A 25,626-nucleotide genomic window follows, 5' to 3' on the forward strand; every position below is an offset into this window, starting at 1 on the left:
AAACCTATTGTGCTGCCACGCTGCTTTCATACCAGGCGACCAGCAGTTTTCGTTCCTCGGGCGTCAGGTCGGTGACATTGCCGGGCGGCATGGCGTGGCTTCGTCCCGCCTGGATGTATATCTCGCGGGCATGGGCGGCAACCTGCACATCCGTCTCCAGCTTCACCGATTTCGGCGCAAACGTGATGCCGTCCCACACAGGTTCGGCCGCATGGCACATGGAACAGCGGCTGGTGACGATGTCGCGGGCTGCTGTGAAATGGGCATTTGACGCAAACTTTTGCTGGATTGGTGTCATCGACACGTCTGTCTCGCCGGTCAGCGCTTTTGGCACTGTGGAAAGCCACATGATGGTGATGAACAGCAAAACCGTCACCAGCCATGTCCATGTCGGTTTGCCCTTGCGGGCATGGGTGGTGTTGAACCAGTGCCGGATCGTCACGCCCATCAGGAAGACAAGTGCTGCGATCACCCAGTTGAACTGCGTGCCGAATGCCAGCGGATAGTGGTTGGACAGCATGAAGAAGATGACGGGCAGCGTCAGGTAGTTGTTGTGCAACGAGCGCTGCTTGGCGATGCGGCCATATTCGGCATCCGGCGTGCGGCCGGCGATCAGGTCGGCGACGACGATCTTCTGGTTGGGGATGATGATCATGAAGACGTTGGCCGACATGATGGTGGCCGTGAATGCACCCAGATGCAGGAAGGCGGCGCGGCCTGTAAATACCTGTGTATACCCCCAGGCCATGGCCACCAGCGCTGCATAGAGCACGATCATCAGACCCCATGTGTTATTGCCGAGCGGCGACTTGCACAACTGGTCGTAAAAAATCCAGCCGACCCCGAGCGAGGCCAGCGACAGACAGATCGCCTGCCAGGGTTCGAGCTCCATCACTGTGCGGTCGATCAGAAACAGGTCAGCGCCGCCGTAATAAACGACACAGAGCAGGAAAAAGCCCGAGAGCCATGTGAAATAGCTCTCATATTTGAACCATGTCAGGTGTTCGGGCACCTGCGCGGGCGCGACCAGGTATTTCTGGATGTGATAAAAACCGCCGCCATGCACCTGCCATTCCTCGCCATAGGCGCCGGGCGGCAGATGCGGGCGTTTGACCAGCCCCAGATCGAGTGCGATGAAATAGAAGGACGAGCCGATCCAGGCGATCGCGGTGATGACGTGCAGCCATCGCACCGCAAAGCTCAGCCATTCCCACGCTATGGCATATTCATACATTCGGGTTCCCCGATACATTCCCCTTTTTTGACAGAGTGCGGAAAAAAGTGGCGAGAGGGAAGGGGAATTCGTGGCCAAGATATCGCTGTGGGCTGATCTTCCTTGCAACGGAACCGCTTTGCCGGTCGCGCGTTTTAGCGTTCGCGCAAATATAAATTGTGCATCGCAAGATTTGCCAATTAGTCGGCTAATCCGACTCAGCTAATATTTCTCGTGCAAGGCAGCCGGTGAGGTTGAGTATTGCGGTTCACCGGTGGTGCGTTCATCAACGGAGAATGAGCTTATGCGCAGTATTCTGGCGAGTGTGATGATTGCATATGCATCCGGTGCGGCGGCTCACGAGGCGCATACCGGCTGGAAGTATGAAAGCTATTGCTGCAACGGCGACAACCATACCGGCGATTGCCAGATGATCCCGACGAAAAACGTCAGGATCGTCAAGGGCGGTTACGAAGTGATCCTTGGCCCCGGCGATCATCGACTGATCACCCGCAATCATGATTTCAGGCTGCGGCAGAGCGAGGCAAGGCGCTCGAAGGACAGCGAATATCATGTCTGCCTCTATCCCAACGAGGACACGCTGCGCTGTTTTTATGCGCCGGACATGAGCTATTGAGGCTTCAAGTCAGTCCCTGAAAGTCGGCATCATCTTGCGCATGAACTCGCGGAATGCGCGGATTTTTGGCGAATTGCGGCGTGCCTCGGGATAGGCGAGCCAATAGTCACTGCCATCAGATGCGGTTATGTCGAAGGGCTGGATCAGACGACCGAGCGCGACATCGTCCTTGTAAAAATCCGGCCGCAGGATCGCCACGCCCTGACCGGCAATGGCAGCGGCTGCGTGAAAGGCCTGCGCGCCGAACTGGCTCGACGGGCCGTTCCTGAAATCGGCATCCGGCAGACCGGCCGCCGCAAACCAGACCGGCCACCACACGTCATCGGGATCGATGATCCGGAATTTCAGCAGATCGGCCGGTTCTCGGATGCCACCGATCGAGGCGGCCAGCGCCGGGCTGAGCATGGGCGTGAAATCGCTGGTCATCAGGAAATGGGTTTTTAGGCCCGGCCAAAATCCCTTGCCGGAGCGGATCGCCACATCCCCCTCGGTACGCGAAAAATCGATAACGGTCTGAGAGGTTTCCAGCCGCACGGCGATACCGGGGTTTTCCATCTGAAACGTGCCGATATGGTGTGCCAGCCAATGCGAGGCGAAAGTGGCCGTGGTGTGGATGGTGAGCGTGCCTTCCGACTGATCGCGCATGCCGCCAATCGCATCGCTGATCGCCTGAAATGCTTCCGAGATCTTTGGTGCGAGCTTTTCACCCGCCTCTGTCAGCGTCACCTGGCGAGTCCGTCGCAGAAACAGCGGCTCACCGAGCGTGTCTTCCAGTAGCTTGATCTGGTAGCTGACCGCCGTCTGCGTCATGCCGAGTTCTTCGCCTGCCTTGGTGAAACTCATCAGGCGGGCAGCAGCTTCGAAGACGCGCAGCGCATTCAGCGGGAATTGTCGCGACAGGTTCATGGATAAGCTCTGTTGATCCATGCAGCCGGTAATTCGATTGGATTTCGGCTGCTTTCGGACGCACTTTAGTCTCACAAACATCAAATGCAAGCGGGGTTTCCCGCAGGGCAAAGCGACCGGAAACCCTGGTTTTCGGAAGCGGAAACTGTGCCCGGAAATCGAGGAGAAGCACCATGTTTTCTATTCCGAGACAGCCCTTGATCCGGTTCTGGCCGGATATCGATATTGTCCGTTTCCTGTCGCAAAAGCCGGTGCGTCGTGCCATTCCACTCGATCTGGAAGAGATGCCGGAAAACCTGCAGCGCGACATCGGTATTTTTGATGGCCGGGCCAGGCGCGGCGAGCGGCCGGAGGAAGAGGGCGCCTTCCGGGCGGCGCGGCTTATCTATTCTCAGCGGCCTTTATGATGAGGCCGGCTCCCTCCGGATGCGAGACCTGTCGTTCTGATCTCATTGCCTGCCGAGCGGCATAAACCGTCAGCAGTTCAGCGGCCACCAGTGCGGCGATCACTTCCGGGCGCTTGTCGCGCACCGCATTGCCGCCGATCGGCAGGGTAAGGCGCGTTATCAGGCTGTCATGCTCGCCTTCGCGTTTCAGCCAATTGGCAAAAGTGGCGCGTTTGGTGGCGGATCCGATCATGCCGACATAGACGAAATCCGGCCGGGCAAGCGCCGCGCGGGCGATCAGGAAATCCAGCGCATGGTCATGGGTGAGGATCAGCGCCGCGCTGCCCGCCGGCATGTTTTGCACTTCAGCTTCGGGCAGCGGCGTCAGCCGGGTGCGGATATCTTGCGGTATGGACTGCAGTTCTTCCGCGCGTGATTCGATCATGGTCAGCGTGAAGGGCAGGGGCGAAAGTGCCCGCACCAGAGCCCGTCCGACATGCCCGGCGCCGAACAGGGTGATGTGGGGCAGGGCGCTACGTTCGCCCTCCAGCCGATCGCTGAGACTTTTCGCCATCGCACGCGTCATGGCCGTGAATGTCAGGCATGTGCGACCGCCGCAGCACTGGCCGATCTCAGGCCCGAGCGGAATATTCATTTCCGGCAGGCCATCGCCGCGAAGCAGTGCGCGCGCGTTGTCGATCGCCATATATTCCAGTTGGCCGCCGCCGATCGTGGCCCAGATCGCGTCAGCAGAGACGAGCATGAATGTCCCGACATCGCGCGGCGTCGAACCTTTCGCCTCCGTCACCTCGACGAGGACGCATGTCTGGTGATCACTGAGAAAATCGACAACGGACAAAGGGTGCATGATCGGCAGTCTAGCACTGCATTCCAGAGCCCGCATCATCTGGTTTGAAGCGGAGGCGCAATCATTTTTTGTCCCGTTATACTGGTGCTGGGTTCCATGTGGCCAGTAAGACGAGTTTAAAATTTATCAGCAATTTGAGGTTAAATCTTGCGCAATATCAAGTTTGGCGCCGCATTACTTTGCGGCTGCGAGAGTTCGGCCCGACATTATGGCAAAAAGAGAATCGATCGCCTCGCTGATTCCCGCGTCGCAGGATATCTATCGCAAGATCGTCTTCGAGATTGCCGACGGCATTATCGGTATCGATAGTCATGGCACGATCCGTCTGTGCAATCCCGCTGCAGAGGCGTTGTTTGGCTGGAAGCCGGGCGAACTTTTGGACAAGCCGCTGGATGTGCTTTTGCCGGAACGGCTGCATTCGTTTCATCACACGCTGGTTTCCGGTTTCGAACATGGCAATGCCGATGCCCGCTACATGGGGCAGCGTGATGCCAACACCGTCGGGCGTCGCTCCGATGGTTCGGAAATCCATTGTGGCATCACCATTCTGCGCACCTCGGCCGCCGGCGAACCGATGATGATCGCCGTCGTGCGCGATATCAGCGACCATGTGCGCTATCAGAACGATCTCAAGCGATTGGCGGAAACGGATAGCCTGAGTGGTCTGCTCAACCGGCGCGCTTTTCGCGAGCAGGTCGCGCGCAGCCTGATCCGCGACGCCTCGAAATCCGTGTCGGTGGCGCTGTTCGATCTCGACGGTTTCAAAAGCGTCAACGATCGTTTTGGCCACGATGCCGGCGACGAGGTGATTGTACGCTTTTCCGAGGTGCTGCGCAGCACGGTGCGCAATGACGACATCATCGGCCGCTGGGGCGGGGAAGAGTTCATTCTCTGTCTGCCCGGCCCGGCAGACGTGGCCGCAAGCGTGGTCGAGCGTATTCGGGCGTCTTTCACCAAGATCGATTTTCATTGGGAAGGCCATGAGCCGGTCAATCTCACCGTCAGCGCCGGCATTGTGACGACGCTTGCAGGCCAGGCGCGGCTGGACGAGATGGTCGCCTGCGCCGACAAGGGACTTTACGAGGCCAAGCGTGGCGGTCGTGACCGACTTGTTTCGATGGTGATGGAAGACGTCGCACTGGCCTCGTGATTTTCCCTGAGAACCGAAGGGGCCGTGTCGCGAATGGCATGGCGAAGCCCTCGTGCTTCGGTTATGGATCATGCCACTTCAACGCGTGAACCTGCCTTCATGAAACCTCGTGATCTTGCCATCTATCTTTTTCTTGCCCTTGCCTGGGGTCTGTCCTTCCTTGTCATCGTCAAGGTAGTCGAGGCTTTCGGTTTTGTCGCTGCGACCGCAATCCGCTCGTTCATCGCCTGCGGCACGCTGTTTTTCATTGCCAAACTCACGCGCCGACGGCTGGATTTCGGCGATGGCTGGCAGCCGTTCCTGGTCGTGGGCGCAACGACGGTCGCAGGTCAGCTTCTCGGCCTTTCTTATGCAACGCCGCTGATCGGTACGGCCATGGCGGCCATTCTGGTCGCCTCCATTCCGTTGTTTTCCATGGTGATCAGCCAGATCTGGGGGCTGGAGCGCATGAAGCCGAGCGGTCTGCTTGGGCTTGTTCTCGGCACGGCGGGCATTGTTTTTCTGGTCGGTTTTCCGGCGGTGCCCGTCACGAATGAATTCGTGTTCGGCTGCGCGGCCGCACTCGCCGCCTGTTTTTCCGCGGCCTTTGGCAGCAATTATGCCAGCCACAAGCTGAAACATACCGGTTCGTGGGAAGTCACCATCGGTTCCTTCCTGTTCGGTGGGTTGATATCCGCACCTTTCATGATCGCTTTGCCGGTGCCGGGCATGCCGAGCGCGCTCGATATTCTCTATCTGCTGATTTCCGCCTGCATCATGAGCGCCACCACTTACGTGCTTTATTTCAAGCTTGTTGGCTCAATTGGCGCGACAAAAGCGATCAGCGTCGAGTTCGGGGTGACGGTGGTGGCGGTTTTCGCAGGTGTCGTTCTGCTTGGCGAACCGCTGTCGACCATCCAGATCCTTGGTGCTGCGGTGATCATTCTCGGCTGCGCACTGGTGCTCGGGCTGTTCCCCTGGCAGCGGACCAAGGTGGCGGCGGTGCCGCTGCCGCATCAGGATGGCGTGCCGTAATAATCTGACATTTGGTTGTATTTTATAAATTCAATCAACCGAAAGGAAAAAGGCCGCCGGGCATGCTGCGGTCATGAGCAATTTTACACTTGTCACGGCGCTGATTTCGGGTGCGGTTTTTATGGCAGCTGGCGGCTACACATTGCTGCCGCGCCAGGTGTTTGATCCGGCCTGCAATATCAAGGGCAACATTTCGATCAATTCCGGCGCCAAAATCTATCACGTTCCCGGCCAGGAAAACTATGCGGCCACAATTATTCGTACTGAATACGGTGAACGTTGGTTCTGTTCGGAAGCTGACGCAAGAGCGGCCGGTTGGCGCAAAGCCGGACGCTGAGTTACATCGCTTTTAACCGCTCCACCGCCATCAGCACCCGTTCCGGCGTCGCTGGCGCATCCAGTTTTGGGCATACGGCATAATCGGCAATGCTCGCCACCGCCATGGAGATCGCCTCAAGCACCGAGATCGCCAGCATGAAGGGCGGTTCGCCGACCGCCTTGGAGCGGCCGATGGTCGGCTCCGCATTTTCGGCCCATTCCGCCAGCCTGACATTGAAGATACGTGGCCGGTCGGAGGCGAGCGGGATCTTGTAGGTGGAGGGCGCGTGGGTGCGCAGGCGTCCCTTGTCGTCCCACCACAACTCTTCTGTCGTCAGCCAGCCCATGCCCTGCACGAAAGCGCCTTCCACCTGGCCGGTATCGATCGCCGGGTTCAGCGATTTTCCGACATCGTGCAGAATATCGGTACGATCGACCATGTATTCGCCGGTCAGCGTATCGATCGAGACTTCGGATACAGCCGCGCCATAGGAAAAATAATAGAAGGGATGGCCGCGTCCGGCCGCGCGGTCCCAGTGAATTTTCGGCGTCTTGTAAAACCCTGCGGCGGAAAGCTGCACGCGGTCGTAATAGGCGGCGCGCACCAGCGTGTCGAAGGGTACGACTTCTGTGCCGATCCGCACCCGGTTCGGCAGGAATTCGATGTCGTCCTTGTCCACTTTCCACTGCCGGCAGGCAAAATCGATGAGCCGTTCCCGAATTTGCCGGGCCGCATCGTAAGCCGCCATGCCGTTAAGATCGGAGCCGGAGGACGCGGCGGTGGCGGATGTGTTGGGCACCTTGCCGGTCGTCGTCGCGGTGATTTTTATCCGCTCGATATCGACATTAAAGGTATCGGCCACCACCTGCGCCACTTTGGTGTAGAGGCCCTGACCCATCTCGGTGCCACCGTGGTTGAGGTGGATCGAGCCGTCCTGATAGATATGCACCAGAGCGCCCGCCTGATTATAGGCGGTCATGGTGAAGGAGATGCCGAATTTGACCGGCGTCAGCGCGATGCCCTTGCGGATGACCGGGCTTGCCTCGTTGAACGCGACGATCGCCTCACGCCGGGCGCGGTAATCGCTGGACGTTTCCAGTTCCTCGACGAGGCGCAGGATGATGTTGTCCTCGACCTCCTGATGATAGGGCGTGGCAGTGCGGCCCGATCCCGGCTGGCCATAAAAGTTCAGTTTTCGGATATCAAGCGGATCTTTTCCAACGGCGTAGGCGATCTCCTCGATGATGCGCTCAGCTCCGAGCATGCCCTGCGGCCCGCCAAAACCGCGAAACGCGGTGTTGGAGACGGTGTGTGTCATCAGTGGTTTAGAGCTCAGTCTTACATGCGGATAAAAATAGCTGGAATCCGCATGAAAAAGCGCGCGATCGGTGACCGGGCCGGAGAGGTCCGCCGACCAGCCACAACGTGCCGCATAGATGGCGTCCACCGCATGGATGCGGCCATCTTCATCGAACGCGACGTCGTAATCCACGCGAAAATCATGGCGTTTGCCGGTGACGACCATATCCTCGTCCCGGTCAGGACGAAATTTGACGGGGCGTTTCAGCGTCTTCGCCGCAAGTGCGGCGAGACAGGCGAACAGATTGCCCTGCGTCTCCTTGCCGCCGAAACCGCCACCCATGCGCCGTGTCTTCACCTCGACGGCGTGGTTGGCGACGCCGAGCACATGCGCCACCATGTGCTGCACCTCGCTCGGGTGCTGGGTGGAAGACCAGACCAGCACATCGTCGTCCTCGCCGGGCATGGCGAAGGCGATCTGACCCTCCAGGTAAAAATGCTCCTGACCGCCGATCTCCATCGAGCCCTGCACGCGCAGCGGCGGTTTTTCGATCTCTGTCTCCGGTTCGCCGCGTAAAAGCGTCATCGGCTGGGTTACCAGCTTGCCACCGTTTTCGAGCGCGCCTTCGATATCCGACCAGTGCGGCAGATCGCGGTATTCTATCCTTGCCAGCTTTGCCGCCCGCCGCGCCTGATCGCGGGTTTCGGCGATGACGGCAAAAATCGGCTGGCCGTGGAAACGCACGTCGCCCACCGCAAGCAGCGGCTCGTCATGCTGACCGGTGGACGCGATGTCGTTAAAACCGGGCACGTGATCGGCCGTCAGCACGGCAACGACTCCCGGTGCCTTTCCAACGGCTTCGAGATCGACCGACACCAGTTCGGCATGGGCGCGATCAGACAAGCCAAGTGCGCCGTGCAGCGTGCCAGCCGGTTCGGCAATGTCGTCGATATATTCGGCGGTTCCGGTGACATGTTTATGTGCTGAATCATGTTTCAGCGCGGCGTGCATCGCGCCGTTGATGATGGTTTTGGGCTCGGTCGTGAGCTTGTCCATGGTCACGCCTCCTCCATCTCGAAGCGCTGCAACTGCACGGGCGCGCCGGCCGTTTCCAGGAAGAAGCGCGTCAGCAGGTTCTTCGCCGTCAGGCTGCGATAGTCGGCACTGGCCCGCCAGTCGGTCAGCGGCTGGTAATCCGCGTCGAAAGCCAGGCTCGCCTGTGCCACCGTCTGCCAGCTCCAGGGCTGCCCCAGAAGCGCCGCCTCCACCGCATGCGCCCGCTTTGGTGTCGCCGCCATGCCGCCGAAGGCTATGCGGATAGTGTCGACACAGCCATCGCCGCCAACGGTGAGGATAAAGGCGCCGCACAGTGCGGAAATGTCCTCGTCGCGGCGCTTCGAGATTTTGTAGACGGAAAAGAACGCATCCTCATGCGGCCGAGGCACAAAAACCTTTTCGACAAATTCGCCCGGGCGCCGGTCCTGTTTGCCATAGGCGATGAAAAACGCTTCGAGCGGCAGGATGCGTGTTCCATGGACGGAACGCAGCGTGATGCTGGCGCCGAGCGCGATCAGTGGCGGCGGCATGTCACCGATCGGCGAACCGTTGGCGATATTGCCGCCGATCGTACCGGCATTGCGCACCTGAGCCCCGCCGATGCGGTCGATCAGGTCACCGAGCGCCGGAATTTCCGTCAGCAGCGTGGCAAAAGCCTGCGCGTAGGTGACACCGGCGCCGAAGGTGATGCCGGTCTCGTCGGTTTCGATCGTCTGAAGTTCCGTGAGATGATTGATGAAGATGACCGGGTCGAGCCGGCGCATCTGTTTGGTCACCCACAGGCCGACATCGGTTGCTCCGGCAACGATGGTTGCCTGCGGGGCTTCCGCCAGCCTTTGCGCCAGCGTTTCGACCGTGCCGGGGATGATGGCCAGCGCGCCGTCCTTCTCAACCAAGATCGTTTCGCTGGAGGATTTCAGCGTCCAGAGCTTGGCCATGATTTCGGCGCGGTCCCGCTCCAGAGGATCGAACAATGCGCTTGGACGGGTTTTGGAAACCTGTTCGGCCGCTTTTACGATCGGTTCATAACCGGTGCATCGACAGAGATTGCCTTGCAGCGCGAGTTCGATTTCCGAGCGATCCGGTTCCTCGTTCGATAGCCACAGACCATAGAGCGACATGACAAAGCCGGGCGTGCAGAAACCGCATTGCGAGCCATGACAATCGACCATGGCCTGTTGAACCGGATGCAGCGTGCCGTCTTTTGCCACCAGATGTTCAACCGTCACCACATGGGTGGCGTGCAGCGATCCCAGAAAGCGGATACAGGCATTGATGCTTTCATAGATCAGCCTGCCTTCCACCAACCGCCCCACCAGTACGGTACAGGCGCCGCAATCGCCCTCTGCACATCCTTCCTTGGTGCCGGTCAGCCGTCGGCGCAGGCGCAGGTAATCAAGGAGGGTTTCCGTTGGCGCAAAATCGCCGAGACGGACTTCTTCCGTATTCAGAATGAAGCTTATCGCAGAATTCATGTTGTTCCCCATGAGCTTCGCACCGTTTTCGGGGTCTGTTTCGAGCTCTTGAGTCCCGATCCTATTGCGCCGTCCACCCGCCGTCGATGGAAATATGCGTGCCGGTAATGCTGCGGGCGGCATCGCCGGCAAGATAGAGCGCGGCGTTGGCGACCTCCTCTATGCCGACGAATTCCTTCGTCGCCTGCAAGCGCAACAGAACCTCATCCTTCACCTGCGCCTCGCTGATGCCTTTTTCGCGGGCCTGGTCGGGGATCTGCTTTTCGACCAGCGGCGTCAGCACGAAGCCGGGGCAGATGGCATTGACGGTGATATTGTCTCGCGCCAGTTCCAGCGCTGCCGTCTTGGTGAGGCCCATGATGCCATGCTTGGCAGCCACATAGGCGGATTTGAACGGCGAGGCGACAAGCCCGTGGGCCGAGGCGATGTTGATGATGCGGCCTCTGCCTTGTGCCTTCATCAGCGGGATCGTGTGGCGCATGGCGTGGAAGGCGGAGGAGAGCAGGATGGCGATCAGTTGATCCCATTTTTCCGGCGGAAAGTCCTCGATCCGGGCCACATGCTGGATACCGGCGTTGTTGATGAGCACATCGATCGTACCGAATTTTTGCGCGGCAGAGGCGATAAGGTCTTCGATCTCGCCCGGGTTCGTCATGTCGGCAGGGTGGTGGATGACCTTGCCGGAGGTGAGGGCGGATAATTCTTCCACCGCGCTCTCGATGGCATCCGAGGGGCCAAGGCCGTTTATGACGACATTGGCGTTTTCCCGGGCAAAGGCGCGAGCGATGCCAAGCCCGATGCCGGAGGTGGAACCGGTAATCACGACGGTTCTTGTCATACGCGTTTCCTCCCGAACGTTCTATGAACCTTTTCGGCAGGTTACTCTCGATTGTTGCGGTTCGGCAATGCTTGCCGTCAGGCCTGTGGGCTTGCCGTCAGGCCGATGGTCTCATCGTCAGGCTGATGGCGCCGCCGGCCAGCCGATCATTCGCGCCAATAATCCGCAACCCACGGGGTCGGCCGGATAAAATGGCGCAGATAACGGAAGAATGGCTCATTGCCGCGGTTGCTGCGATTGAAGGCATTGCGCAGATGCCCCAGTGGCGAACGAACGCTTGCGCCGTAACCGAACCTGCCTTCCACCGCATTTTCCGGATAGAAGCCACGTGGGAACAGCACGATACGCGCCTTCGAAGGCAGGGTCGGCACGAGGAAGTAGTTTAGCGGAAAAGGCCAGCGACAATCCTGCTTGAAATGCAGGACGGCGCGCCGCGGGAAAAATTTTACGCCGCCAGGAGCGTTACGTGTCACGAAACGCTGCTCGAACCTGTACTTGTCGGCAGTGCCCTGTGGGTCTGCGGTGAATTTTTCCAGAAGAGGCGCGAGTTTTCCAACGGGGAAGCGCAGGACGGACGACTGTCCGAGCCTTTCGAAGGGGGTCGTCTGATTGCGTGCCATGACGACGTCGTCAGGTCCGCCCACCTCGAAAAAAGCATCGATCGAGCCGACGATGACGATATCGAGGTCAAGAAAGAGGACCGGTCCGCTGAGCGAGCCGAGCTGCGTGTTCCAAAGCCGCGACTTGTTCCATATCCCGAGTGTGCGCTCTGGCATTTTCTCGACGCCAAGCGGTGGCAGATCCTCGCAGAGGATTTCCGGGTTCAGGTCGCTGCGATTGTCGGTGAAACAGGTGAAGGTAAAAGGCGGTGTTATGTTGCGCTTTACCATCGCGTAAAGGCGATTGATAAACGGTGGTCCGTATTTGGTGCCCCAGTTGATGCAGATGATCTGCTTGACGCCCGAGGTGGCTGCAAGGACGCTGTTCGTCATCGAAATAAAAACTCTATAATGTTTGGCGACAGCCGTTGGCTGATGACGCCAAAGCATCATCCTGCTCGCCACTGCGCTAAAGAACGTCAACAGAATGGTTGGCGGCATCTATGGCCGATGCCGGCGCTCTTGGCAACTTACTTTGGATTTAAAGGAAGTGCAGCGTTAATCGAATACGGTAATCACCAGTAAGGCGAGATGCTTTATCAAATATCGAAAGCCTCGCGGATCGCTTCGTCGCTTTCGGTTTGCTGCACCACCACGCCGTGCCAGCCGAGCCCATCATAATCCTCATAACCAAGCGTTTTTGCATAAGCAACGATCGAGCCGTTGTTGTCGTAATAGCTGCCGCACGCTTGCCCGTTTTGTCCGGCCAGCATGAAATGAGAAAACATCAGTGTCGGATCGGTGCTGGCAATCACCCGGCTTTCACCATCCAGCAGCATGACCTTGGTGCGTGCCACCGTCTGCGGTGGCAGGTTGGCTTCCTTTTCAACGATCGCCTGACCCTGGTTCTGCCAGTCGAAATAGACGCCCAGTGTGCCCAGCAACGCACCATCCGTCTTGCCGCCTTCGCGAATGCCGGTCGCATAGACCAGTGCATGGTGGTCATCATGCAGGAGGCTCGGTTTGACGGTGTCGACGATATAGTCGTCACCGGTTGCGGTGCGGCGGGCTGCTTCAAACCAGGGGGAGCCGGAAAGCGGGCGGCCGATGACCTTGCGCTGGAAACGTGGATTGGCGGAGGCGACGACCTTGCCGTTGAGATCGGTAACGACCAGATCGAGATAGACCGTGTAAAAACGGTTGATCACGCCGAGCCGTTCGCTGGCAAAGGCAAGACTGTCCGGCGTTGGTTCGGACAAGGCCTGCCAGAGAGCTGTATCGGTTGCCCACCAGCGTACGTCTGCGGTGCGCTCAAACAGGTTGCGGACGATCAGCTGCACCAGCGTCTGGGCGAGATCGGTCAGCCGTACACCTTCCATCTCGGTGACGAGCGCGTCTGCCATATGGCGGTTGAGGCCGATGCGTCCGACGACATTGCTTTCGAACTTGGCGGCAATGTCGGATGCCACCTGCGCCAGACGTTGCACCTCGTTGGCGACCACGGCAAAGCCCTTGCCCATGTCGCCGGCGCGCGCCGCCTCGATCAGGGCATTGATGGCGAGCAGCCGGATCTGTCGGACCACATGGGTGTTGTCCGTGCTGAAGCGCTCAAGATCCTTGCCGATCGCTTCCGTGACCAGACGAACCGAACGTGGCGTGGCAGCCTGCTTTTCATGCATATGCGCTTGAAGAGGGATCATGGCGAATATCCGAAAGTGACCGAAAATGAAACGTGACAGCTTGGCACATTTAGCCATTGTAAGATTGTCGAAGTCTTAACGAAGGTCGCGACTATTCAGTATTCCATCCTGCCAAATATTTGAGCACGTTGATGATTTTATTGACATTGACCTTTGTCGCCGAAACCGCACGGTGGTTTTGCTGCAGCGACAAGATCAAAAATACTGCGCGCAATAATAGCGATCACTAAACTTGGAGCGATCATTTTCAGTGGCTATCAATCTCGCTGGTCTATGGTGCCGTTTATCGGAGGAAACGCCCATGAAAGAGGCCGAGGACATGCCACAGGCAGCCGCAGCAGACGGTTTTGACCGCGATACCGCCTACAACAACAAGATGTCGATCTTTTCGCTGATCGTCACGGTCCTGTTCGTGATGTTTCCGCGCCTGCCGATGCGCTGGTTGCCGCCCGTGCCGCAGCCGGCTCCGGATGTGCCGCCAAGCCATCGTGACGGGCATGACGAGACGCCGCGCATCGCGGCCGAATAAGTATCTGTATGCTAATGGCGTAAGCCTGTCGGCCAACGGTTGACAGGCGTCATTTGCTTCTGCTCAAACCAAGGCCGGTCATTTCGGGCTTGAGGAGGAGCGATATGGCGGCTGCCAAGGGTTATGTTCTGGCGATCGACCAGGGTACGACATCGACACGGGCGATCGTGTTCGACAAGGACATGAAGATCGCCGGGTTCGCCCAGGAAGAGTTTCCGCAGATCTTTCCCAAATCCGGCTGGGTCGAACATGATCCGGAAGACATCTGGTCGAGTGTGCTGTCGACGATCCGCAAGGCGATCGCCGACGCCAAGATCAAGGCTGGCCAGATCGCCGCCATCGGTATTACCAACCAGCGCGAGACCGTGGTCGTCTGGGACCGTGAAACCGGCAAGCCTATCCACAATGCCATCGTCTGGCAGGATCGCCGCACTGCGCGTGATTGTGACAAGCTGAAGGCCAAGGGGCTGGAGAAGAAATTCGTCCGCCGCACCGGCCTCATCCTCGATCCCTATTTTTCCGGCACGAAACTGTCCTGGCTTCTATCTAACGTCAAAGGCGCGCGGGCGCGGGCGGAAAGAGGCGAACTGTGCTTCGGCACCGTCGATACGTTTCTGATCTGGCGACTGACCGGTGGCAAAAGCTTCGTCACCGATGCGACCAATGCTTCGCGCACGCTGATCTTCAATATCGCTGAAAATCGCTGGGACAAGGATCTGCTCGACATCCTGAACATACCCGCCGCCATGCTGCCGGAGGTGAAGGATTGCGCCGCCGATTTCGGTGTGACGGAAGAGGGGCTTTTCGGCGCCGAAATCCCCATCCTCGGTGTTGCCGGCGACCAGCAGGCGGCGGTGATCGGCCAGGCGTGTTTCGAACCCGGCATGGTGAAGTCCACCTATGGGACCGGTTGCTTTGCGGTCCTCAACACCGGCACGCAGATGGTGCGCTCGAAGAACCGGCTGCTGACGACGATCGCCTACCGGCTGGACGGCAGGACGATCTATGCGCTGGAAGGATCGATCTTCATCGCCGGTGCTGCCGTGCAATGGCTGCGCGACGGCCTTGGCATCGTCGACAAGGCGTCCCGAACCGGGGAACTGGCATCACAGGCCGATCCGCAACAGGAGGTTTATCTCGTGCCCGCCTTTACCGGCCTTGGAGCGCCGCATTGGGATGCGGATGCGCGTGGCGCCATGTATGGCCTGACCCGCAGCACGGGCCCGGCCGAATTCGCGGCGGCAGCACTTGAAGCCGTCTGCTTCCAGACACGCGATCTGCTCGATGCCATGCACAAGGACTGGCGATCGGCCTCCGGTGAAGACACAGTATTGCGCGTCGATGGCGGCATGGTCGCCTCCGACTGGACGATGCAGCGGTTGGCCGACCTCATCGAGGCGCCGGTGGATCGGCCGACCATTCTCGAAACCACTGCCCTCGGTGCCGCCTGGCTTGCTGCCAGCCGCGCCGGTCTGTGGCCGGATCGAAAGACATTCGCCAAGACATGGGCACGCGAGCGCCGGTTCGAGCCGGAAATGGATACGAAGACCCGCAAAGCACGCCTGGCGGGTTGGAAGGATGCGGTCAGGCGCACGCTCAGCCGCGCCTGACCCATTCAAAACTCACGTGAGCACATAATCGACCGGCTGCGGCAACGGCGGCAGGTCGGTTTCACCCAATGCTTCACGCAGATTGTGTTCGATGACCGCAGCAAGCGTGTTGATCGGCAGGTCGTTGGGGCCGAGCCCAAACGGCTCTTCAAGCTCGTCACCCAAGGCGTCGAGGCCGAAGAAGGTATATGCGATCAGCACCGTCACGAATGGCATGGCCCAGCCGAGGAGATCGGAAAAACCGAAAGGCAGCAGGAAACAGAAAAGATGCGCCGTGCGATGCAGGAGCAGCGTGTAACCAAAGGGCAGGGGTGTGAAACGGATGCGCTCGCAATTGGCAACCGCGATGCCCATCTGCTGCACGTTTTCATCCAGCATCTTCAATTGAATATCGCTGAGCATCTCGTCCCGGCGCAGGCCGGCCAACTGCCGTGAGATCTGGTTCAGCAGCACTTCTGCCGGCATTTTCGAGGCGCTGATGGCATCGCGAATCTCGGCCGGCAGCACCGGCGTTACGGTCTGCACTCCGTCCGGCCGCAGATAGCCGACGAGGACATGCGGAAGCGCAATCATCAGATCCAAGAGCGAGTGTCGGGCCGTCTCGCCACGTTCGCCGTGCAGTGTCGGCAAAAGCAGCGACTGGCGAGCAAAGCCGCGCGTTGCATAGATCAACTGACCCCAGCATTTGCGCGCTTCCCACCAGCGGTCGTAACAGGCGTTGTTGCGGAAGCCGAGAAACACGGAGATGGCGATCCCGAACAGGGCAAAGGGCGCGCCGAGCGAGCCGGGGACGATCGACGGAAGGTCGCGATGGGCGATGACCACGATGGTCGATACGACGAAGACAAACAGCATCTGCGGAAAGATTCGCACGATGATCGAGCCTTTGAGAATGAAGAAAAGTTTGAAAAGGGAGGGGCGGGAACGGACAATCATCTGGGGGCTCTGAAGGGAGGCGAGGGCAGGCGCTTCTTGCGAATCGTCAAGGGTGCCTGTCCTATAGGCCCAATGAAGGCCGAATTTTATCCCGTTTCCCGATGTCGGCTGCGGCGTATTGAAGCAATCCGCCAGCCGCCTCTTGCCGCCTACTTGATCGTTTCGCCGGGATAGACGCCCCAGAGTGCAGCCTGTTCGACATATCCTTTCAGATCATGTCCGATCAGCGATACGCGGCACCAGTGGCCATCACAATTGTCGAGCGACATCCGCACGCGTGCTTCGAGGTCGGCGACGATCGACGACCGGCTGGAGGCCGAGCGGTGCAGCGGCACGGTCTTATCGATCCAAGGTCCGATGACGGCCGTGCGCCGGCCGGAAAGAAGTGGTGCATACATCCAGCCGGTAATGCCGTCGTAATCGCGCACCTGACGCCAGTTTCCGAATTCCTCGGTAATTTCCATTGGCAGGCCTTGCGCCTTGTAGACCCAACGGCTGCCGTAATCGGTCGAAGGGCCGACGCGCATGCGGGAATTGCCGAACTTCAAAGAGACGTAACGGGGGACGGGAAAACCGGTTTCCCGGCCCTTTTTCCATTTGGCATTGAACGCCGGAGCGGCTTCGACCGGATCGCTGACGCTGGCGGGGGCGATGAAGGCGGCCGCCAGCGCAATCCCGACGAGTATGGCCGAAAAAACCACGGCAAGCATGCCGTGGCCTTTGTGACGCTTCGTCATGATCTGATGTTTCGCTCGCGGCCGCATCGGCGCGTTCGTCACATCAGTTGCAGCGGTTGGCTTCGTTCAGCGCGGCTGTCACGCCGGAGAGTGAGTAGGAATATTGGGTGTTGGTGCCGCGCGCCGAAGTCGCGCTGAGGTTCATGCTGGAACCGCCGCGCATGGCTGTCACCATGGCCGGTTCGCGATCCTTGTTTCGCACCCATGCGGCATTGTCCTTGGGCTGCATGTCAAAGCTGTTGCCATCGATGTTGACGGTGACATCGGAGGTCGAGCGCAGATCGTAACCCATGATGGCCTGCGGCATGATCGCCCCGCCGGACTGCGGTGCGACGATGAAAAAATTGTCGCCGTGATTGACGGAGGAGGGCTGCGAGGACGTCGGCACACTGAGTGCATAGCAGTGCTTGCGGCCGCCGCTTTCATAGGAATAGACGCCCCAGGCGTCGAACTGCTTGACGCGGGCCGGCTGAGCCTGGGCAACGGCGGCGGACAGAAGGGTGATGGAAACTGCAGCGGAAATGGACTTGACGAGCATCGGATGTCCCTGACGAGTGATGTTGGCATTAGAGGTCTGGACAGACCGGCCGGCGAAGCCCGATCAAAGGCGGGCCGGGTTACTCATTAGTTAAAATCTTAGCTTTCCGCTGTTCAAGCAGGCTCACGAAGCCGTGAAGTCGCCGCAATCTGGCCGTCTGTTGGCCATAGACCATGTGCAATAGGCGGCTTGTTAAGTGTGTAATGCTAAGGCGGGGACAATTGGCAAAGGTGATTGCAACCACCACCAGCGAAGGATTAATGTCCCGCGTCATGGGCTGGGTCTGGTCGGTCGCGTGCATCGCGCGCGGCCCGAACGCATCGATAGGACGATAATGCGCATGATTTCCGCGGCCCAAAACCGCTTTCTCCACATTTTCGCCGGCCTGTTCTTCATCGCCTTGTGCATGAGTGCGAACGCTGCCCGTGCCGGTTATGCGCATTTTATCGTCGACGCCAGGTCGGGCGAGGTTTTCGCCGCCGAGAATGCCGATGTGATCAACCACCCGGCGTCACTGACCAAGATGATGACTCTCTATCTTGCCTTCGAGGCGATCAGGCAAGGCCGCCTTTCCTGGGATGAGCAGATCATCATGACGCAGAACGCGGCGGACAAGATTCCCTATAAGCTCGGCATTGGAGCCGGCAAGCCACTCACCTTCCGCGAAGCCGCTTATGCTACCGCCATTCGCTCCGCCAATGATGCGGCGCAGGCGATCGGCGATCATATCGGCGGTAGCGAAGAGGGATTTGCCCGTATGATGACGCTGAAAGCGCGGGCGCTCGGCATGCGCAGCACCGTATTCCGCAATGCATCGGGCCTGCCGGACGATGCCCAGGTGACCACGGCGCGGGACATGGCCGTGCTGGCCGCCGCGCTGATCCGCGACTATCCGCAGGAATACCGCATCTTCTCCGAACGCTCCTTCAATTTTCGTGGCCGCACGATCCGCGGCCATAACAACCTGATGTATCGTTATGCCGGCATGGACGGCGTCAAGACGGGTTACGTCAACGCATCCGGGTTCAACCTCGTCAGTGCCGTCAACGAGAATGGTCGCCGCATCATCGGCGTCGTGCTGGGCGGCAAGAGTGCCCGCAGCCGCGATGCCCAGATGGAAGCGCTGCTCGACCGGGCGCTCGGACGCGAAACGCTTGTTGCCGGCGCAGACGCCAAACGGTCTGCCGCGGGTGTTTCCGAAGGTTTGGCAAACGTGCCCACGCCTTTCCGAAATCCGTCGGCGACACCCTCGACCACCGAGGTAATGGCGCGGACAAAATTGGCTGGCAAGTCCAGCTCGAGCCTGCCGGGTGTGACCCGCTCCGGTCCGGTGCCTGCTCTTGCCTTGGGGGCATCATCACGCTCTGCCGCGCAGGATGGCATTGCTGCGGTTGCGCCATCCGCGCCCGGCGCCGCCGTCGTTTCCGCCGATCCCAAAGGCTGGCGGGTGCAGATTGCCGCTGCCGGCAGCCGCAGCACCGCATCCAGGCTTCTCACCCGCGCGCAGGCAATCCTTGCGGATCATTTTGGTGCGGTAGCGCCTCTTATCAATGAGGCGACCAGCGGTTCCGGCTCTGCCATGTACCGTGCGCAATTGGTGGGCTTTGGTGATCGCAGAGGCGCCATGGCAGCCTGCAGCGCCCTGCAGCAATATTCGGTCGAATGTTTCGTGTTGCAGGGATCCGGCTGAGTGCGAGGACGAGGCCATGGGTCTCGCCACTCGTAATCGGCTTATTTCCCTGCTGGCTCGTTCATCGCCCAGAGGACGCCGAACGGATCGCGCAACTGCCCGTATCGGTCACCCCAGAACATCACCTGTAATTCGGTGACCACGGTAAAACCGGCGTCGACAGCGCGTTTCCACCAGAAATCGATGTCGGTCACCGGCAGCATGACAGTAAAGGCCTGTGGCTTTTCCAGCGGATAGCCGTAATCGGGATAGGGATCGCTCAGCATTAGCGATGAGCCGTTGATGTAGAGATGCACATGCATGGTGCGGCCCTGATCATCGGGGGGATGCGTGCCGGCAAGCTCGGCGCCGAGCGCCTTGCCGTAGACTTCCGCGGCCTTCATGGCGCCATCCACCTGCAGATAGGCGACAATGCCGCCCTTCACGGGAACCGGTTGCTGCTCACTGACATTCTGTTCGACTGCGGATTCCATTTGATCCTCCTATGATCGCCGCCTGACATTGACGGGATATCTCTAGGACGCGGGGCTGGGCGTGTTGCCGACAACTGGATGACATTATTTTACGGTTGCCACGCCGCAAATTCCTTTGTCAGTCCTTCGTATGCTTCCATCGGCGGAAACTCTTCAAAGCTGCGCACCGCGCCGGTCTCCGCCCATGCGAATTTGGTGGAGGTGTAGGTTTCGATATAGGGTGCGAACCGCGACGCATCATCAAGCATGGTCGGACGGATGTTGACGAACCAATCCATGCCGACTGGCTTCGTAAACAGCCAGCTTTTGCAGCGCGGGCAATGATAGTGGTGGGTGTCGTCGCCATGGGCGCCGCCAATCACCGGCTCACCCGCCGTCACTTCAAAGCCTTGTGCCGGGATTGCTGCCGAACAGGAAAAGGCGCTGGCACTCATCTTCTGGCAGCCGCGGCAATGGCAGGCCATGGTGATCATCGGCGGTGCGCTGATCTTCAGGCGGACATCACCGCAACGGCAGGACCCTTCGACTGGCAGGTTTGGCATCGGCATGGCTATCTCCCTGTTATACCTTCAGGGAGATAGTGCGGTCCGTGCGTGAAGTCAGGCGGGGCGCTTGGGAATATCCAGCCCGCGTTGAACGGCCGGGCGGGCAAGACCGCGCTCCAGCCATTTTGGCACGTTCTTCAGCTCGTCATACTGCACCAGTTCGGCAGCACCATAAAAGCCGATCAGATTGCGCACCCAGCCGAGCATGGAAATATCGGCGATCGTGTATTCGTCACCCATGATCCAGTCGCGACCCTCAAGCCTTGTTTCGAGCACGCGGATCAGGCGAGCGCTTTCCTTGGCGTAGCGGTCACGCGGGCGTTTGTCCTCAAAATCCTTGCCAGCGAATTTGTGGAAGAAGCCGAGTTGCCCGAACATCGGTCCAAGGCCGCCCATCTGGAACATCACCCACTCGATGACTTCATATCGCCTAGCCGGATCGACGGGCAGAAACTTACCCGTCTTCTCTGCAAGATAGATGAGGATGGCACCGGATTCGAACAGAGCGAGCGGCTCGCCATTCGGCCCATCGGGGTCGAGGATGGCCGGGATCTTGCCATTGGGATTGAGCGACAGATATTCCGGCCCCCAGGTCTCGTCAGCGCCGATATTGATAAAATGCGGCTCGTAAGGCAGGCCGGTTTCTTCCAGCATGATCGACACTTTCACACCGTTCGGCGTGGGCGTGGAATAGAGCTGCAGGATGTTCGGGTCCTGCGCTGGCCATTTACGGGTTATCGGAAATGCGGAGAGATCGGCCATGGGGTTTCCTCGGGCTCTGTTGGCATCGCATATGAAGGAACTCATGTCGGGTTCTGTCGCGTGATATTCAACAGATCATCCGTTAGTCGAACGGGCAAATCCATTCGCTCATGGAGCAGGCTTATAATGCCAATCCGTCCGTCGAAGAGTTTTCGGAAAAAGATGTAGTGATGTTCGTAACGGTTGAACCAGACATCGACGTCAAGAGTTTCCGGAACGGCGAGAGATCTTGGCAGGACGCGCCATAGGGCTGGAGTAATCGACAGTTTTTGCAGATGTCGGTGAAGCCCAAGAACGTATGCTTCGGCCTGGCTTTCTCCCCATCTCTCTACCGTGTCGCGCCATATTCGGTCCTGCGCTGTGTCTGCCGGTGGATAGAAGAGATAGCCGACCATCTCATCACGTCTTGTTGCGTCTTATGACGTCCTCGGCGGAGACCTCGCGGAATTCGCCTTCGTCGGCGCGCAGTCCCGGCTCAAGATGCTGTTTCAGCCAATCCCAAGCGTCATCGCTGTTTTGAATGTCCTTGCGGATCAGCGAGCGGATATATTCGCTGGCATTGTCATAAAGGCCGTTTTCGCCGGTCTGCTGACGAATATGGTCCTGCAGCCGACCGGCGACGCGCACGTGGATGCTTTCTGATCCCATCTCATCCTCTCGTTATTTACCAGCATTGTTGCAGATGTTGCCAATAAATGCGACGGCAGTTGAGGGCCAATAGCGCAAAAAAACGCCGCAAGACAGGGATCTCGCGGCGTCAGCAGGGGCTGTAGGTGGTCGCGCCGCGGGCAAGGCAGTCCGTGGCGGATAGGTGCTCCGCGCACGGCTGCGCGGAAAAGCTTGTCAGAGTTGCGGGCGTTTCGTCGGAACCGGAATGTTGATGACGGTGCCGGTGAAGACGTTGTCGGCCGGCTGGACGTTTGTCGCGGCGGCAATCTTCTGCGGCATCGGCTGCTGCGACGGATCGGAGATGATGGCTTCGACGGTCTTTGCCTCGACAGTCTTGGCTTCGTCTTCGGCAAGGCTCTTGTCGAGCAGTTCATAAGCCACGCGTGCGCCTTCCTTGGCGCGGTAGCCGAGTGCGGTGAAGGTTTCGGCACCCTTCACGCAGACATCAGGCTTTTCGACGCAGATCGAAGAGACGTAGTCGTAAGCGCCGGTGGCGGCGGCAATGGCATTGGCCATTTCGAACGGTTTTGGACCGTTTGCGTCGTCGCCTTGGGCGCTGAAATAGGACAGGGCCACCAGGCCGAGACCGAAATAAGCGCTACCCTTGATCAAAAACCACATTGTCTTTTCCGTTTCGCCCTGTTGTCGGCCGCCGGTTCTTGCCCGGTTCTGACCCTGACTTTAGGCGTCATCCCCGAATGCCGGCTTATGGCTGAGCCGCGAATTTTCGCAAAATTTGTATCGAATTTTATCTTTTCAAATGCCTGTGCGTATTCGACACACATTCGATGCTTGTTTGCCTCAAGTTTTAGCGGTTCCGATTAAGCATATTTGTGGCGGCGAGGCCCGAAGTCACGGGTATCCACAGGCAAGAGACCCGCCCAAATCGTTAACGCGGAGCGGAAAATACAGGCAAATCCGCTGCTTACGCCCCGTTAACCATACCGGGAAAAGTACCCTGAAAAAGCGTCGGAAAGTCATGTTTGGGCCTCGCCGCGGGAGTGGATGAGGCCATTTTTATCCTTTCCTTAAGTCGCCGACGCCTATTGTCGGCTCCATGAAAACCGTGAATTTTTGGGTCCGGGCGTGCGTGTATTGAGTAACATCGGCTTGAGGGTGGTCGCGATTGTCGACCATACCGCGGTTCGCTGGCTACAGCACCTCGGCGAGGGCGATGCAGCCCGTGCCGGCGAGGTTGTCGCTTTGCGATGCCTTGCGTTTGCAGCCCTGCCTTCTTTTGTGATCGTGCCGCTTCTTCTGGCTGCCGTCATGGCGCCTTCGCTGGCGCTGCCGCTTGGTGTGGCCATCGTTCTGTCTTTCTTTCTGGCTCTGGCCACCGCCGTGATTGCGCTGCCGCGCTCGCGCGGTGAGCGTGTTGCCGCGCCAGTCACGGATTTGGATCAGGTCATGTTCGATGCCTGCCCCGGTCTGGTGCTCTTCGCCGATGTTTCCGGCCGCATCCAGCGTGCCGGCGGACGTGAGCGCAGCCGCATGCCGTCTATGCTGATCGAACCGGTTGGCCTAACACTTGCCGATATCGTTCATGTTTCCGATCGCATTGCTGTCGGACAGGCTTTTGATGCCCTGCGGCTCGGTGCCGACAGCATGGTTGTCGATGCGCGTGTCGAACGCCCGATCGAGCCGGAAACCGGACGTCAGTTCATGGCCTCGCGGCTGGACATGACCGCTGTTCGCAATGATTTTGGCGATCTTTCCGCCGTCTTCGTGCAGCTGCGTGATGTTTCGGAAGAGATGAAGCTGCGCGAGGAAATCCGCCTGGGTGCCGAAGAGGTGCGTTCCGCGCATGAAGCCAAGTCGCGTTTCCTTGCTGCTGTCAGCCACGAACTGCGCACGCCGCTCAACGCCATCCTCGGCTTTTCGGACGTGCTTGCCGGCGAGTACTTTGGCAAACTGGCCAACGACCGTCAGCGCGAATATGTCGGTCTGATCCGTCAGTCCGGAGCGCATCTTCTGTCGGTGGTCACCACCATGCTCGACATGAGCAAGATCGAGGCCGGCCGTTATGAGCTGATGACCGAGCCCTTCATGATCGCGGATGCCGTCGAGGCCTGCCGTGCGATGCTCGATCTGCAGGCCCGCGAAAAGGGCGTGACGTTGACGACCCGCATCCAGCGTGGTCTGGGCGAGGTAACCGCCGATCGCCGTGCGTTGCAGCAGGTGCTGATCAACCTTGTCGGCAATGCCATCAAGTTTACGGATGCTCATGGCGTCGTGTCGGTCGATGCAGCGCTTTCCGGCGGTGATCTCGTGCTGACGGTTTCCGATACCGGCATCGGCATCGCCGCAGACAAGTTGAATCAGATCGGCCAGCCTTTCGTGCAGGTTCAGGATCATTACACCCGCGCTCATGAAGGCACCGGGCTTGGCCTGTCGCTGGTCAAGGGGCTGGTGGCGCTGCATGGCGGCACGTTTGCAATGGCCAGCCATCCCGGCGTCGGCACTGTCGTGACGATCGTTCTGCCGGCCGATGGTTCCGGTGTACTGGGTGCCAGCGAGGCTGCCGAGATCGCCTTCGAGTTTCCTCCGCGCCTGACTTCGGCTGTGGAAAACCAGCGTCTCCTTGCTCATGACAAGATCGGACGGCTAGAAACCGACCAGACAGATATTCAGGCACAGGACTTTGCGGATGAACGCGCAGAAGCGAAAATCGCCTGATCGCAAGAAGGGCACGGCCAAGGGCAAAAACAGCCAGCCGGCTCTCTTCATTCAGGCCATCCATGCGGTGGGCAGCTTTGCCGCGCGTTATCCACGCGTGATCGGCGGAAGCGCCTGCTTTGCGATCATTTTCGGTTTCGTTTCGGCCAATGCGCTCTGGTATCAGCCGGGTGGACATCCGTCGCCCTTCCTGCGCACGCGCGATATCGACAATCCCAACGGTATTCCGGGCTATCACCTTGCCCGCCCGCAGCCACCAAGCGATGTGACGACGTTTCGTATCGAGCGCGCGGATGACAGCAAGTTGGTGACCGCGACGCCTGCAGCACCTCAGCCGACCGTGCAGCCGAGCCAGCTTGTGGCCGATATCCAGCGCGAGCTGACACGGCGTGGCCTCTATGACGGCGCCCATGACGGCGTGATCGGCACCCGCACGGAAGCCGCCATCCTGTTTTTCGAACAGACCGCCGGCCTGCCGCAAAGCGGTGCGCCGACAGAGGGCCTGTTGGCGGCGCTGAGAGCGGAGCCACAGGCAGCGCCCCCTGTAGCCGCTGCGCAGCCGTCCGCACCACAGGTGGCGACCAATCCGGTGCCAAAACCGCGTCCGACGGAAAATCTGAAGGGTGAGGATCCGGTTGCAGCAGCGATCCGCGCGGCCGAAAGTGGGCAGACAAAACCGGCTGCAACGCCCGTGAAAGCGACGCCGGCGTCGGTTCGGCCGGAACCTGCAGCGATCCGCACGGCTGATAACCGCGCCGCTACAACGGGCAGCGGCTTGCCGTCACCGGACATGGTGCAGCAGATCCAGCGCGGCCTTTCCAATATCGCCTATACGGATGTGTCGGTGGACGGAGTCGCGGGCTCGCAGACCAAGGCGGCGATCCGCCATTTCGAGCGCCATTACCGCCTGCCGGAAACCGGCGAGCCCAACGAATTGGTGCTCAAGAAACTTAAGTCGATCGGCGCGCTTTAAGCGCGCTGACTATCGTCTGCAGGGTCG

Annotated in this window: 27 protein-coding genes; 10 read left to right on the forward strand and 17 right to left on the reverse strand. The window is 59.4% G+C overall.

The features are described 5' to 3' along the window. Positions 1–4 precede the first annotated feature (4 nt). Positions 5–1,234 carry a urate hydroxylase PuuD gene (gene puuD, locus ACRQ1B_RS03475; RefSeq protein WP_432292270.1) on the reverse strand — a complete coding sequence of 410 codons (1,230 nt, stop codon included), beginning with the start codon at positions 1,232–1,234 and terminating at the stop codon, positions 5–7. Positions 1,235–1,517: 283 nt separating this feature from the next. Here puuD and ACRQ1B_RS03480 point away from each other — a divergent pair, with 283 nt between their 5' ends. Continuing rightward, a complete protein-coding gene (locus ACRQ1B_RS03480; RefSeq protein WP_306838177.1) occupies positions 1,518–1,850 on the forward strand; it encodes a hypothetical protein in 333 nt (110 codons plus the stop codon). 9 nt (positions 1,851–1,859) lie between these two features. Here the strand turns inward: ACRQ1B_RS03480 and ACRQ1B_RS03485 are convergent, their stop codons facing one another. Next, positions 1,860–2,756 (reverse strand): LysR substrate-binding domain-containing protein, encoded by an 897-nt coding sequence (locus ACRQ1B_RS03485; protein ID WP_432292271.1) that lies wholly within the window; start codon positions 2,754–2,756, stop codon positions 1,860–1,862. A gap of 173 nt (positions 2,757–2,929) precedes the next feature. Here ACRQ1B_RS03485 and ACRQ1B_RS03490 point away from each other — a divergent pair, with 173 nt between their 5' ends. Then, positions 2,930–3,163 carry a hypothetical protein gene (locus ACRQ1B_RS03490; protein ID WP_432292272.1) on the forward strand — a complete coding sequence of 78 codons (234 nt, stop codon included), beginning with the start codon at positions 2,930–2,932 and terminating at the stop codon, positions 3,161–3,163. Here the strand turns inward: ACRQ1B_RS03490 and xdhC are convergent. Beyond that, positions 3,138–4,010: a xanthine dehydrogenase accessory protein XdhC gene (gene xdhC / locus ACRQ1B_RS03495; RefSeq protein WP_432292273.1), complete on the reverse strand. Its 873-nt coding sequence runs from the start codon at positions 4,008–4,010 to the stop codon at positions 3,138–3,140. The genes ACRQ1B_RS03490 and xdhC overlap by 26 nt on opposite strands. A 208-nt stretch (positions 4,011–4,218) precedes the next feature. Between xdhC and ACRQ1B_RS03500 the strand changes: the two genes are divergently transcribed. From ACRQ1B_RS03500 to ACRQ1B_RS03510, 3 genes are all read left to right on the forward strand, one after another. Further along, positions 4,219–5,160: a GGDEF domain-containing protein gene (locus ACRQ1B_RS03500; RefSeq protein ID WP_432292274.1), complete on the forward strand. Its 942-nt coding sequence runs from the start codon at positions 4,219–4,221 to the stop codon at positions 5,158–5,160. A 99-nt stretch (positions 5,161–5,259) separates the two neighbouring features. After that, the gene (locus ACRQ1B_RS03505; RefSeq protein ID WP_432292275.1) at positions 5,260–6,174 is read left to right on the forward strand and encodes a DMT family transporter; all 915 of its coding nucleotides are present in this window, start codon (positions 5,260–5,262) and stop codon (positions 6,172–6,174) included. A 121-nt stretch (positions 6,175–6,295) separates the two neighbouring features. Continuing rightward, on the forward strand, positions 6,296–6,511 hold the full coding sequence (locus tag ACRQ1B_RS03510; protein WP_432292276.1) for a sunset domain-containing protein: 216 nt from the start codon (positions 6,296–6,298) through the stop codon (positions 6,509–6,511). A gap of 1 nt (position 6,512) precedes the next feature. On the opposite strand, the gene xdhB is transcribed toward ACRQ1B_RS03510, so the two are convergent. The 5 genes from xdhB to ACRQ1B_RS03535 all read right to left on the reverse strand — a co-directional run bounded on the left by xdhB (position 6,513) and on the right by ACRQ1B_RS03535 (position 13,461). Continuing rightward, positions 6,513–8,849, reverse strand: a complete 2,337-nt coding sequence (gene xdhB, locus ACRQ1B_RS03515) for a xanthine dehydrogenase molybdopterin binding subunit (RefSeq protein WP_432292277.1) — start codon at positions 8,847–8,849, stop codon at positions 6,513–6,515. A 2-nt stretch (positions 8,850–8,851) separates the two neighbouring features. Continuing rightward, positions 8,852–10,324: a xanthine dehydrogenase small subunit gene (xdhA, locus tag ACRQ1B_RS03520; RefSeq protein ID WP_432292278.1), complete on the reverse strand. Its 1,473-nt coding sequence runs from the start codon at positions 10,322–10,324 to the stop codon at positions 8,852–8,854. Between the two features lie 61 nt (positions 10,325–10,385). Continuing rightward, positions 10,386–11,162 (reverse strand): 3-hydroxybutyrate dehydrogenase, encoded by a 777-nt coding sequence (locus ACRQ1B_RS03525; RefSeq protein WP_432292279.1) that lies wholly within the window; start codon positions 11,160–11,162, stop codon positions 10,386–10,388. 146 nt (positions 11,163–11,308) lie between these two features. Then, on the reverse strand, positions 11,309–12,154 hold the full coding sequence (locus ACRQ1B_RS03530) for a glycosyl transferase (protein ID WP_432292280.1): 846 nt from the start codon (positions 12,152–12,154) through the stop codon (positions 11,309–11,311). A gap of 206 nt (positions 12,155–12,360) precedes the next feature. Next, positions 12,361–13,461, reverse strand: a complete 1,101-nt coding sequence (locus ACRQ1B_RS03535; RefSeq protein ID WP_432292281.1) for a methyl-accepting chemotaxis protein — start codon at positions 13,459–13,461, stop codon at positions 12,361–12,363. A gap of 301 nt (positions 13,462–13,762) precedes the next feature. Here ACRQ1B_RS03535 and ACRQ1B_RS03540 point away from each other — a divergent pair, with 301 nt between their 5' ends. After that, a complete protein-coding gene (locus tag ACRQ1B_RS03540; protein ID WP_432292282.1) occupies positions 13,763–13,990 on the forward strand; it encodes a hypothetical protein in 228 nt (75 codons plus the stop codon). A gap of 104 nt (positions 13,991–14,094) precedes the next feature. Beyond that, positions 14,095–15,600: a glycerol kinase GlpK gene (gene glpK / locus ACRQ1B_RS03545; RefSeq protein ID WP_432292283.1), complete on the forward strand. Its 1,506-nt coding sequence runs from the start codon at positions 14,095–14,097 to the stop codon at positions 15,598–15,600. Positions 15,601–15,612: 12 nt separating this feature from the next. On the opposite strand, the gene ACRQ1B_RS03550 is transcribed toward glpK, so the two are convergent. The 3 genes from ACRQ1B_RS03550 to ACRQ1B_RS03560 all read right to left on the reverse strand — a co-directional run bounded on the left by ACRQ1B_RS03550 (position 15,613) and on the right by ACRQ1B_RS03560 (position 17,811). After that, complete coding sequence (locus ACRQ1B_RS03550; RefSeq protein ID WP_432292284.1) at positions 15,613–16,536, reverse strand: bestrophin family protein; 924 nt, start codon at positions 16,534–16,536, stop codon at positions 15,613–15,615. 149 nt (positions 16,537–16,685) lie between these two features. Beyond that, positions 16,686–17,273, reverse strand: coding sequence for an SH3 domain-containing protein (locus ACRQ1B_RS03555; RefSeq protein ID WP_432292285.1), 588 nt, complete (start codon positions 17,271–17,273; stop codon positions 16,686–16,688). Between the two features lie 43 nt (positions 17,274–17,316). Then, positions 17,317–17,811, reverse strand: a complete 495-nt coding sequence (locus ACRQ1B_RS03560; protein WP_432292286.1) for an invasion associated locus B family protein — start codon at positions 17,809–17,811, stop codon at positions 17,317–17,319. A gap of 334 nt (positions 17,812–18,145) precedes the next feature. Here ACRQ1B_RS03560 and ACRQ1B_RS03565 point away from each other — a divergent pair, with 334 nt between their 5' ends. After that, positions 18,146–19,501: a D-alanyl-D-alanine carboxypeptidase gene (locus tag ACRQ1B_RS03565; RefSeq protein WP_432292287.1), complete on the forward strand. Its 1,356-nt coding sequence runs from the start codon at positions 18,146–18,148 to the stop codon at positions 19,499–19,501. Between the two features lie 41 nt (positions 19,502–19,542). Here the strand turns inward: ACRQ1B_RS03565 and ACRQ1B_RS03570 are convergent, their stop codons facing one another. The 6 genes from ACRQ1B_RS03570 to ACRQ1B_RS03595 form a co-directional block, all read right to left on the reverse strand. Further along, positions 19,543–19,974, reverse strand: coding sequence for a VOC family protein (locus tag ACRQ1B_RS03570; RefSeq protein WP_432292289.1), 432 nt, complete (start codon positions 19,972–19,974; stop codon positions 19,543–19,545). 89 nt (positions 19,975–20,063) lie between these two features. Next, complete coding sequence (locus tag ACRQ1B_RS03575; RefSeq protein ID WP_432292290.1) at positions 20,064–20,522, reverse strand: GFA family protein; 459 nt, start codon at positions 20,520–20,522, stop codon at positions 20,064–20,066. 51 nt (positions 20,523–20,573) lie between these two features. Further along, on the reverse strand, positions 20,574–21,281 hold the full coding sequence (locus tag ACRQ1B_RS03580) for a glutathione S-transferase N-terminal domain-containing protein (protein WP_432292291.1): 708 nt from the start codon (positions 21,279–21,281) through the stop codon (positions 20,574–20,576). A 41-nt stretch (positions 21,282–21,322) separates the two neighbouring features. After that, entirely contained in the window at positions 21,323–21,676 is a 354-nt protein-coding gene (locus ACRQ1B_RS03585) for a type II toxin-antitoxin system RelE/ParE family toxin (RefSeq protein ID WP_432292292.1), read from the reverse strand. 4 nt (positions 21,677–21,680) lie between these two features. After that, positions 21,681–21,929: a ribbon-helix-helix domain-containing protein gene (locus ACRQ1B_RS03590; protein WP_432292293.1), complete on the reverse strand. Its 249-nt coding sequence runs from the start codon at positions 21,927–21,929 to the stop codon at positions 21,681–21,683. A gap of 195 nt (positions 21,930–22,124) precedes the next feature. Further along, a complete protein-coding gene (locus tag ACRQ1B_RS03595; RefSeq protein ID WP_432292294.1) occupies positions 22,125–22,571 on the reverse strand; it encodes a DUF5330 domain-containing protein in 447 nt (148 codons plus the stop codon). Between the two features lie 465 nt (positions 22,572–23,036). On the opposite strand from ACRQ1B_RS03595, the gene ACRQ1B_RS03600 reads away from it, so the two are divergent. Together ACRQ1B_RS03600 and ACRQ1B_RS03605 are read left to right on the forward strand one after the other, a co-directional pair. Beyond that, a complete protein-coding gene (locus ACRQ1B_RS03600) occupies positions 23,037–24,626 on the forward strand; it encodes a sensor histidine kinase (RefSeq protein WP_432292295.1) in 1,590 nt (529 codons plus the stop codon). Then, complete coding sequence (locus ACRQ1B_RS03605; protein ID WP_432292296.1) at positions 24,598–25,599, forward strand: peptidoglycan-binding domain-containing protein; 1,002 nt, start codon at positions 24,598–24,600, stop codon at positions 25,597–25,599. Before ACRQ1B_RS03600 ends, ACRQ1B_RS03605 begins: the two co-directional genes overlap by 29 nt. Positions 25,600–25,626: the final 27 nt, after the last annotated feature.

This window comes from Endobacterium panacihumi, from assembly GCF_050847465.1.
Classification (GTDB): domain Bacteria; phylum Pseudomonadota; class Alphaproteobacteria; order Rhizobiales; family Rhizobiaceae; genus Neorhizobium; species Neorhizobium panacihumi.

Coding starts and splice junctions, on each gene's coding strand:
- puuD (WP_432292270.1), bottom strand. CDS start 1,234: ATGTATGAATATGCCATAGCGTGGGAATGGCTGAGCTTTGCGGTGCGA.
- ACRQ1B_RS03480 (WP_306838177.1), top strand. CDS start 1,518: ATGCGCAGTATTCTGGCGAGTGTGATGATTGCATATGCATCCGGTGCG.
- ACRQ1B_RS03485 (WP_432292271.1), bottom strand. CDS start 2,756: ATGAACCTGTCGCGACAATTCCCGCTGAATGCGCTGCGCGTCTTCGAA.
- ACRQ1B_RS03490 (WP_432292272.1), top strand. CDS start 2,930: ATGTTTTCTATTCCGAGACAGCCCTTGATCCGGTTCTGGCCGGATATC.
- xdhC (WP_432292273.1), bottom strand. CDS start 4,010: ATGCACCCTTTGTCCGTTGTCGATTTTCTCAGTGATCACCAGACATGC.
- ACRQ1B_RS03500 (WP_432292274.1), top strand. CDS start 4,219: ATGGCAAAAAGAGAATCGATCGCCTCGCTGATTCCCGCGTCGCAGGAT.
- ACRQ1B_RS03505 (WP_432292275.1), top strand. CDS start 5,260: ATGAAACCTCGTGATCTTGCCATCTATCTTTTTCTTGCCCTTGCCTGG.
- ACRQ1B_RS03510 (WP_432292276.1), top strand. CDS start 6,296: ATGGCAGCTGGCGGCTACACATTGCTGCCGCGCCAGGTGTTTGATCCG.
- xdhB (WP_432292277.1), bottom strand. CDS start 8,849: ATGGACAAGCTCACGACCGAGCCCAAAACCATCATCAACGGCGCGATG.
- xdhA (WP_432292278.1), bottom strand. CDS start 10,324: ATGAATTCTGCGATAAGCTTCATTCTGAATACGGAAGAAGTCCGTCTC.
- ACRQ1B_RS03525 (WP_432292279.1), bottom strand. CDS start 11,162: ATGACAAGAACCGTCGTGATTACCGGTTCCACCTCCGGCATCGGGCTT.
- ACRQ1B_RS03530 (WP_432292280.1), bottom strand. CDS start 12,154: ATGACGAACAGCGTCCTTGCAGCCACCTCGGGCGTCAAGCAGATCATC.
- ACRQ1B_RS03535 (WP_432292281.1), bottom strand. CDS start 13,461: ATGATCCCTCTTCAAGCGCATATGCATGAAAAGCAGGCTGCCACGCCA.
- ACRQ1B_RS03540 (WP_432292282.1), top strand. CDS start 13,763: ATGAAAGAGGCCGAGGACATGCCACAGGCAGCCGCAGCAGACGGTTTT.
- glpK (WP_432292283.1), top strand. CDS start 14,095: ATGGCGGCTGCCAAGGGTTATGTTCTGGCGATCGACCAGGGTACGACA.
- ACRQ1B_RS03550 (WP_432292284.1), bottom strand. CDS start 16,536: ATGATTGTCCGTTCCCGCCCCTCCCTTTTCAAACTTTTCTTCATTCTC.
- ACRQ1B_RS03555 (WP_432292285.1), bottom strand. CDS start 17,273: ATGACGAAGCGTCACAAAGGCCACGGCATGCTTGCCGTGGTTTTTTCG.
- ACRQ1B_RS03560 (WP_432292286.1), bottom strand. CDS start 17,811: ATGCTCGTCAAGTCCATTTCCGCTGCAGTTTCCATCACCCTTCTGTCC.
- ACRQ1B_RS03565 (WP_432292287.1), top strand. CDS start 18,146: ATGCGCATGATTTCCGCGGCCCAAAACCGCTTTCTCCACATTTTCGCC.
- ACRQ1B_RS03570 (WP_432292289.1), bottom strand. CDS start 19,974: ATGGAATCCGCAGTCGAACAGAATGTCAGTGAGCAGCAACCGGTTCCC.
- ACRQ1B_RS03575 (WP_432292290.1), bottom strand. CDS start 20,522: ATGCCGATGCCAAACCTGCCAGTCGAAGGGTCCTGCCGTTGCGGTGAT.
- ACRQ1B_RS03580 (WP_432292291.1), bottom strand. CDS start 21,281: ATGGCCGATCTCTCCGCATTTCCGATAACCCGTAAATGGCCAGCGCAG.
- ACRQ1B_RS03585 (WP_432292292.1), bottom strand. CDS start 21,676: ATGGTCGGCTATCTCTTCTATCCACCGGCAGACACAGCGCAGGACCGA.
- ACRQ1B_RS03590 (WP_432292293.1), bottom strand. CDS start 21,929: ATGGGATCAGAAAGCATCCACGTGCGCGTCGCCGGTCGGCTGCAGGAC.
- ACRQ1B_RS03595 (WP_432292294.1), bottom strand. CDS start 22,571: ATGTGGTTTTTGATCAAGGGTAGCGCTTATTTCGGTCTCGGCCTGGTG.
- ACRQ1B_RS03605 (WP_432292296.1), top strand. CDS start 24,598: ATGAACGCGCAGAAGCGAAAATCGCCTGATCGCAAGAAGGGCACGGCC.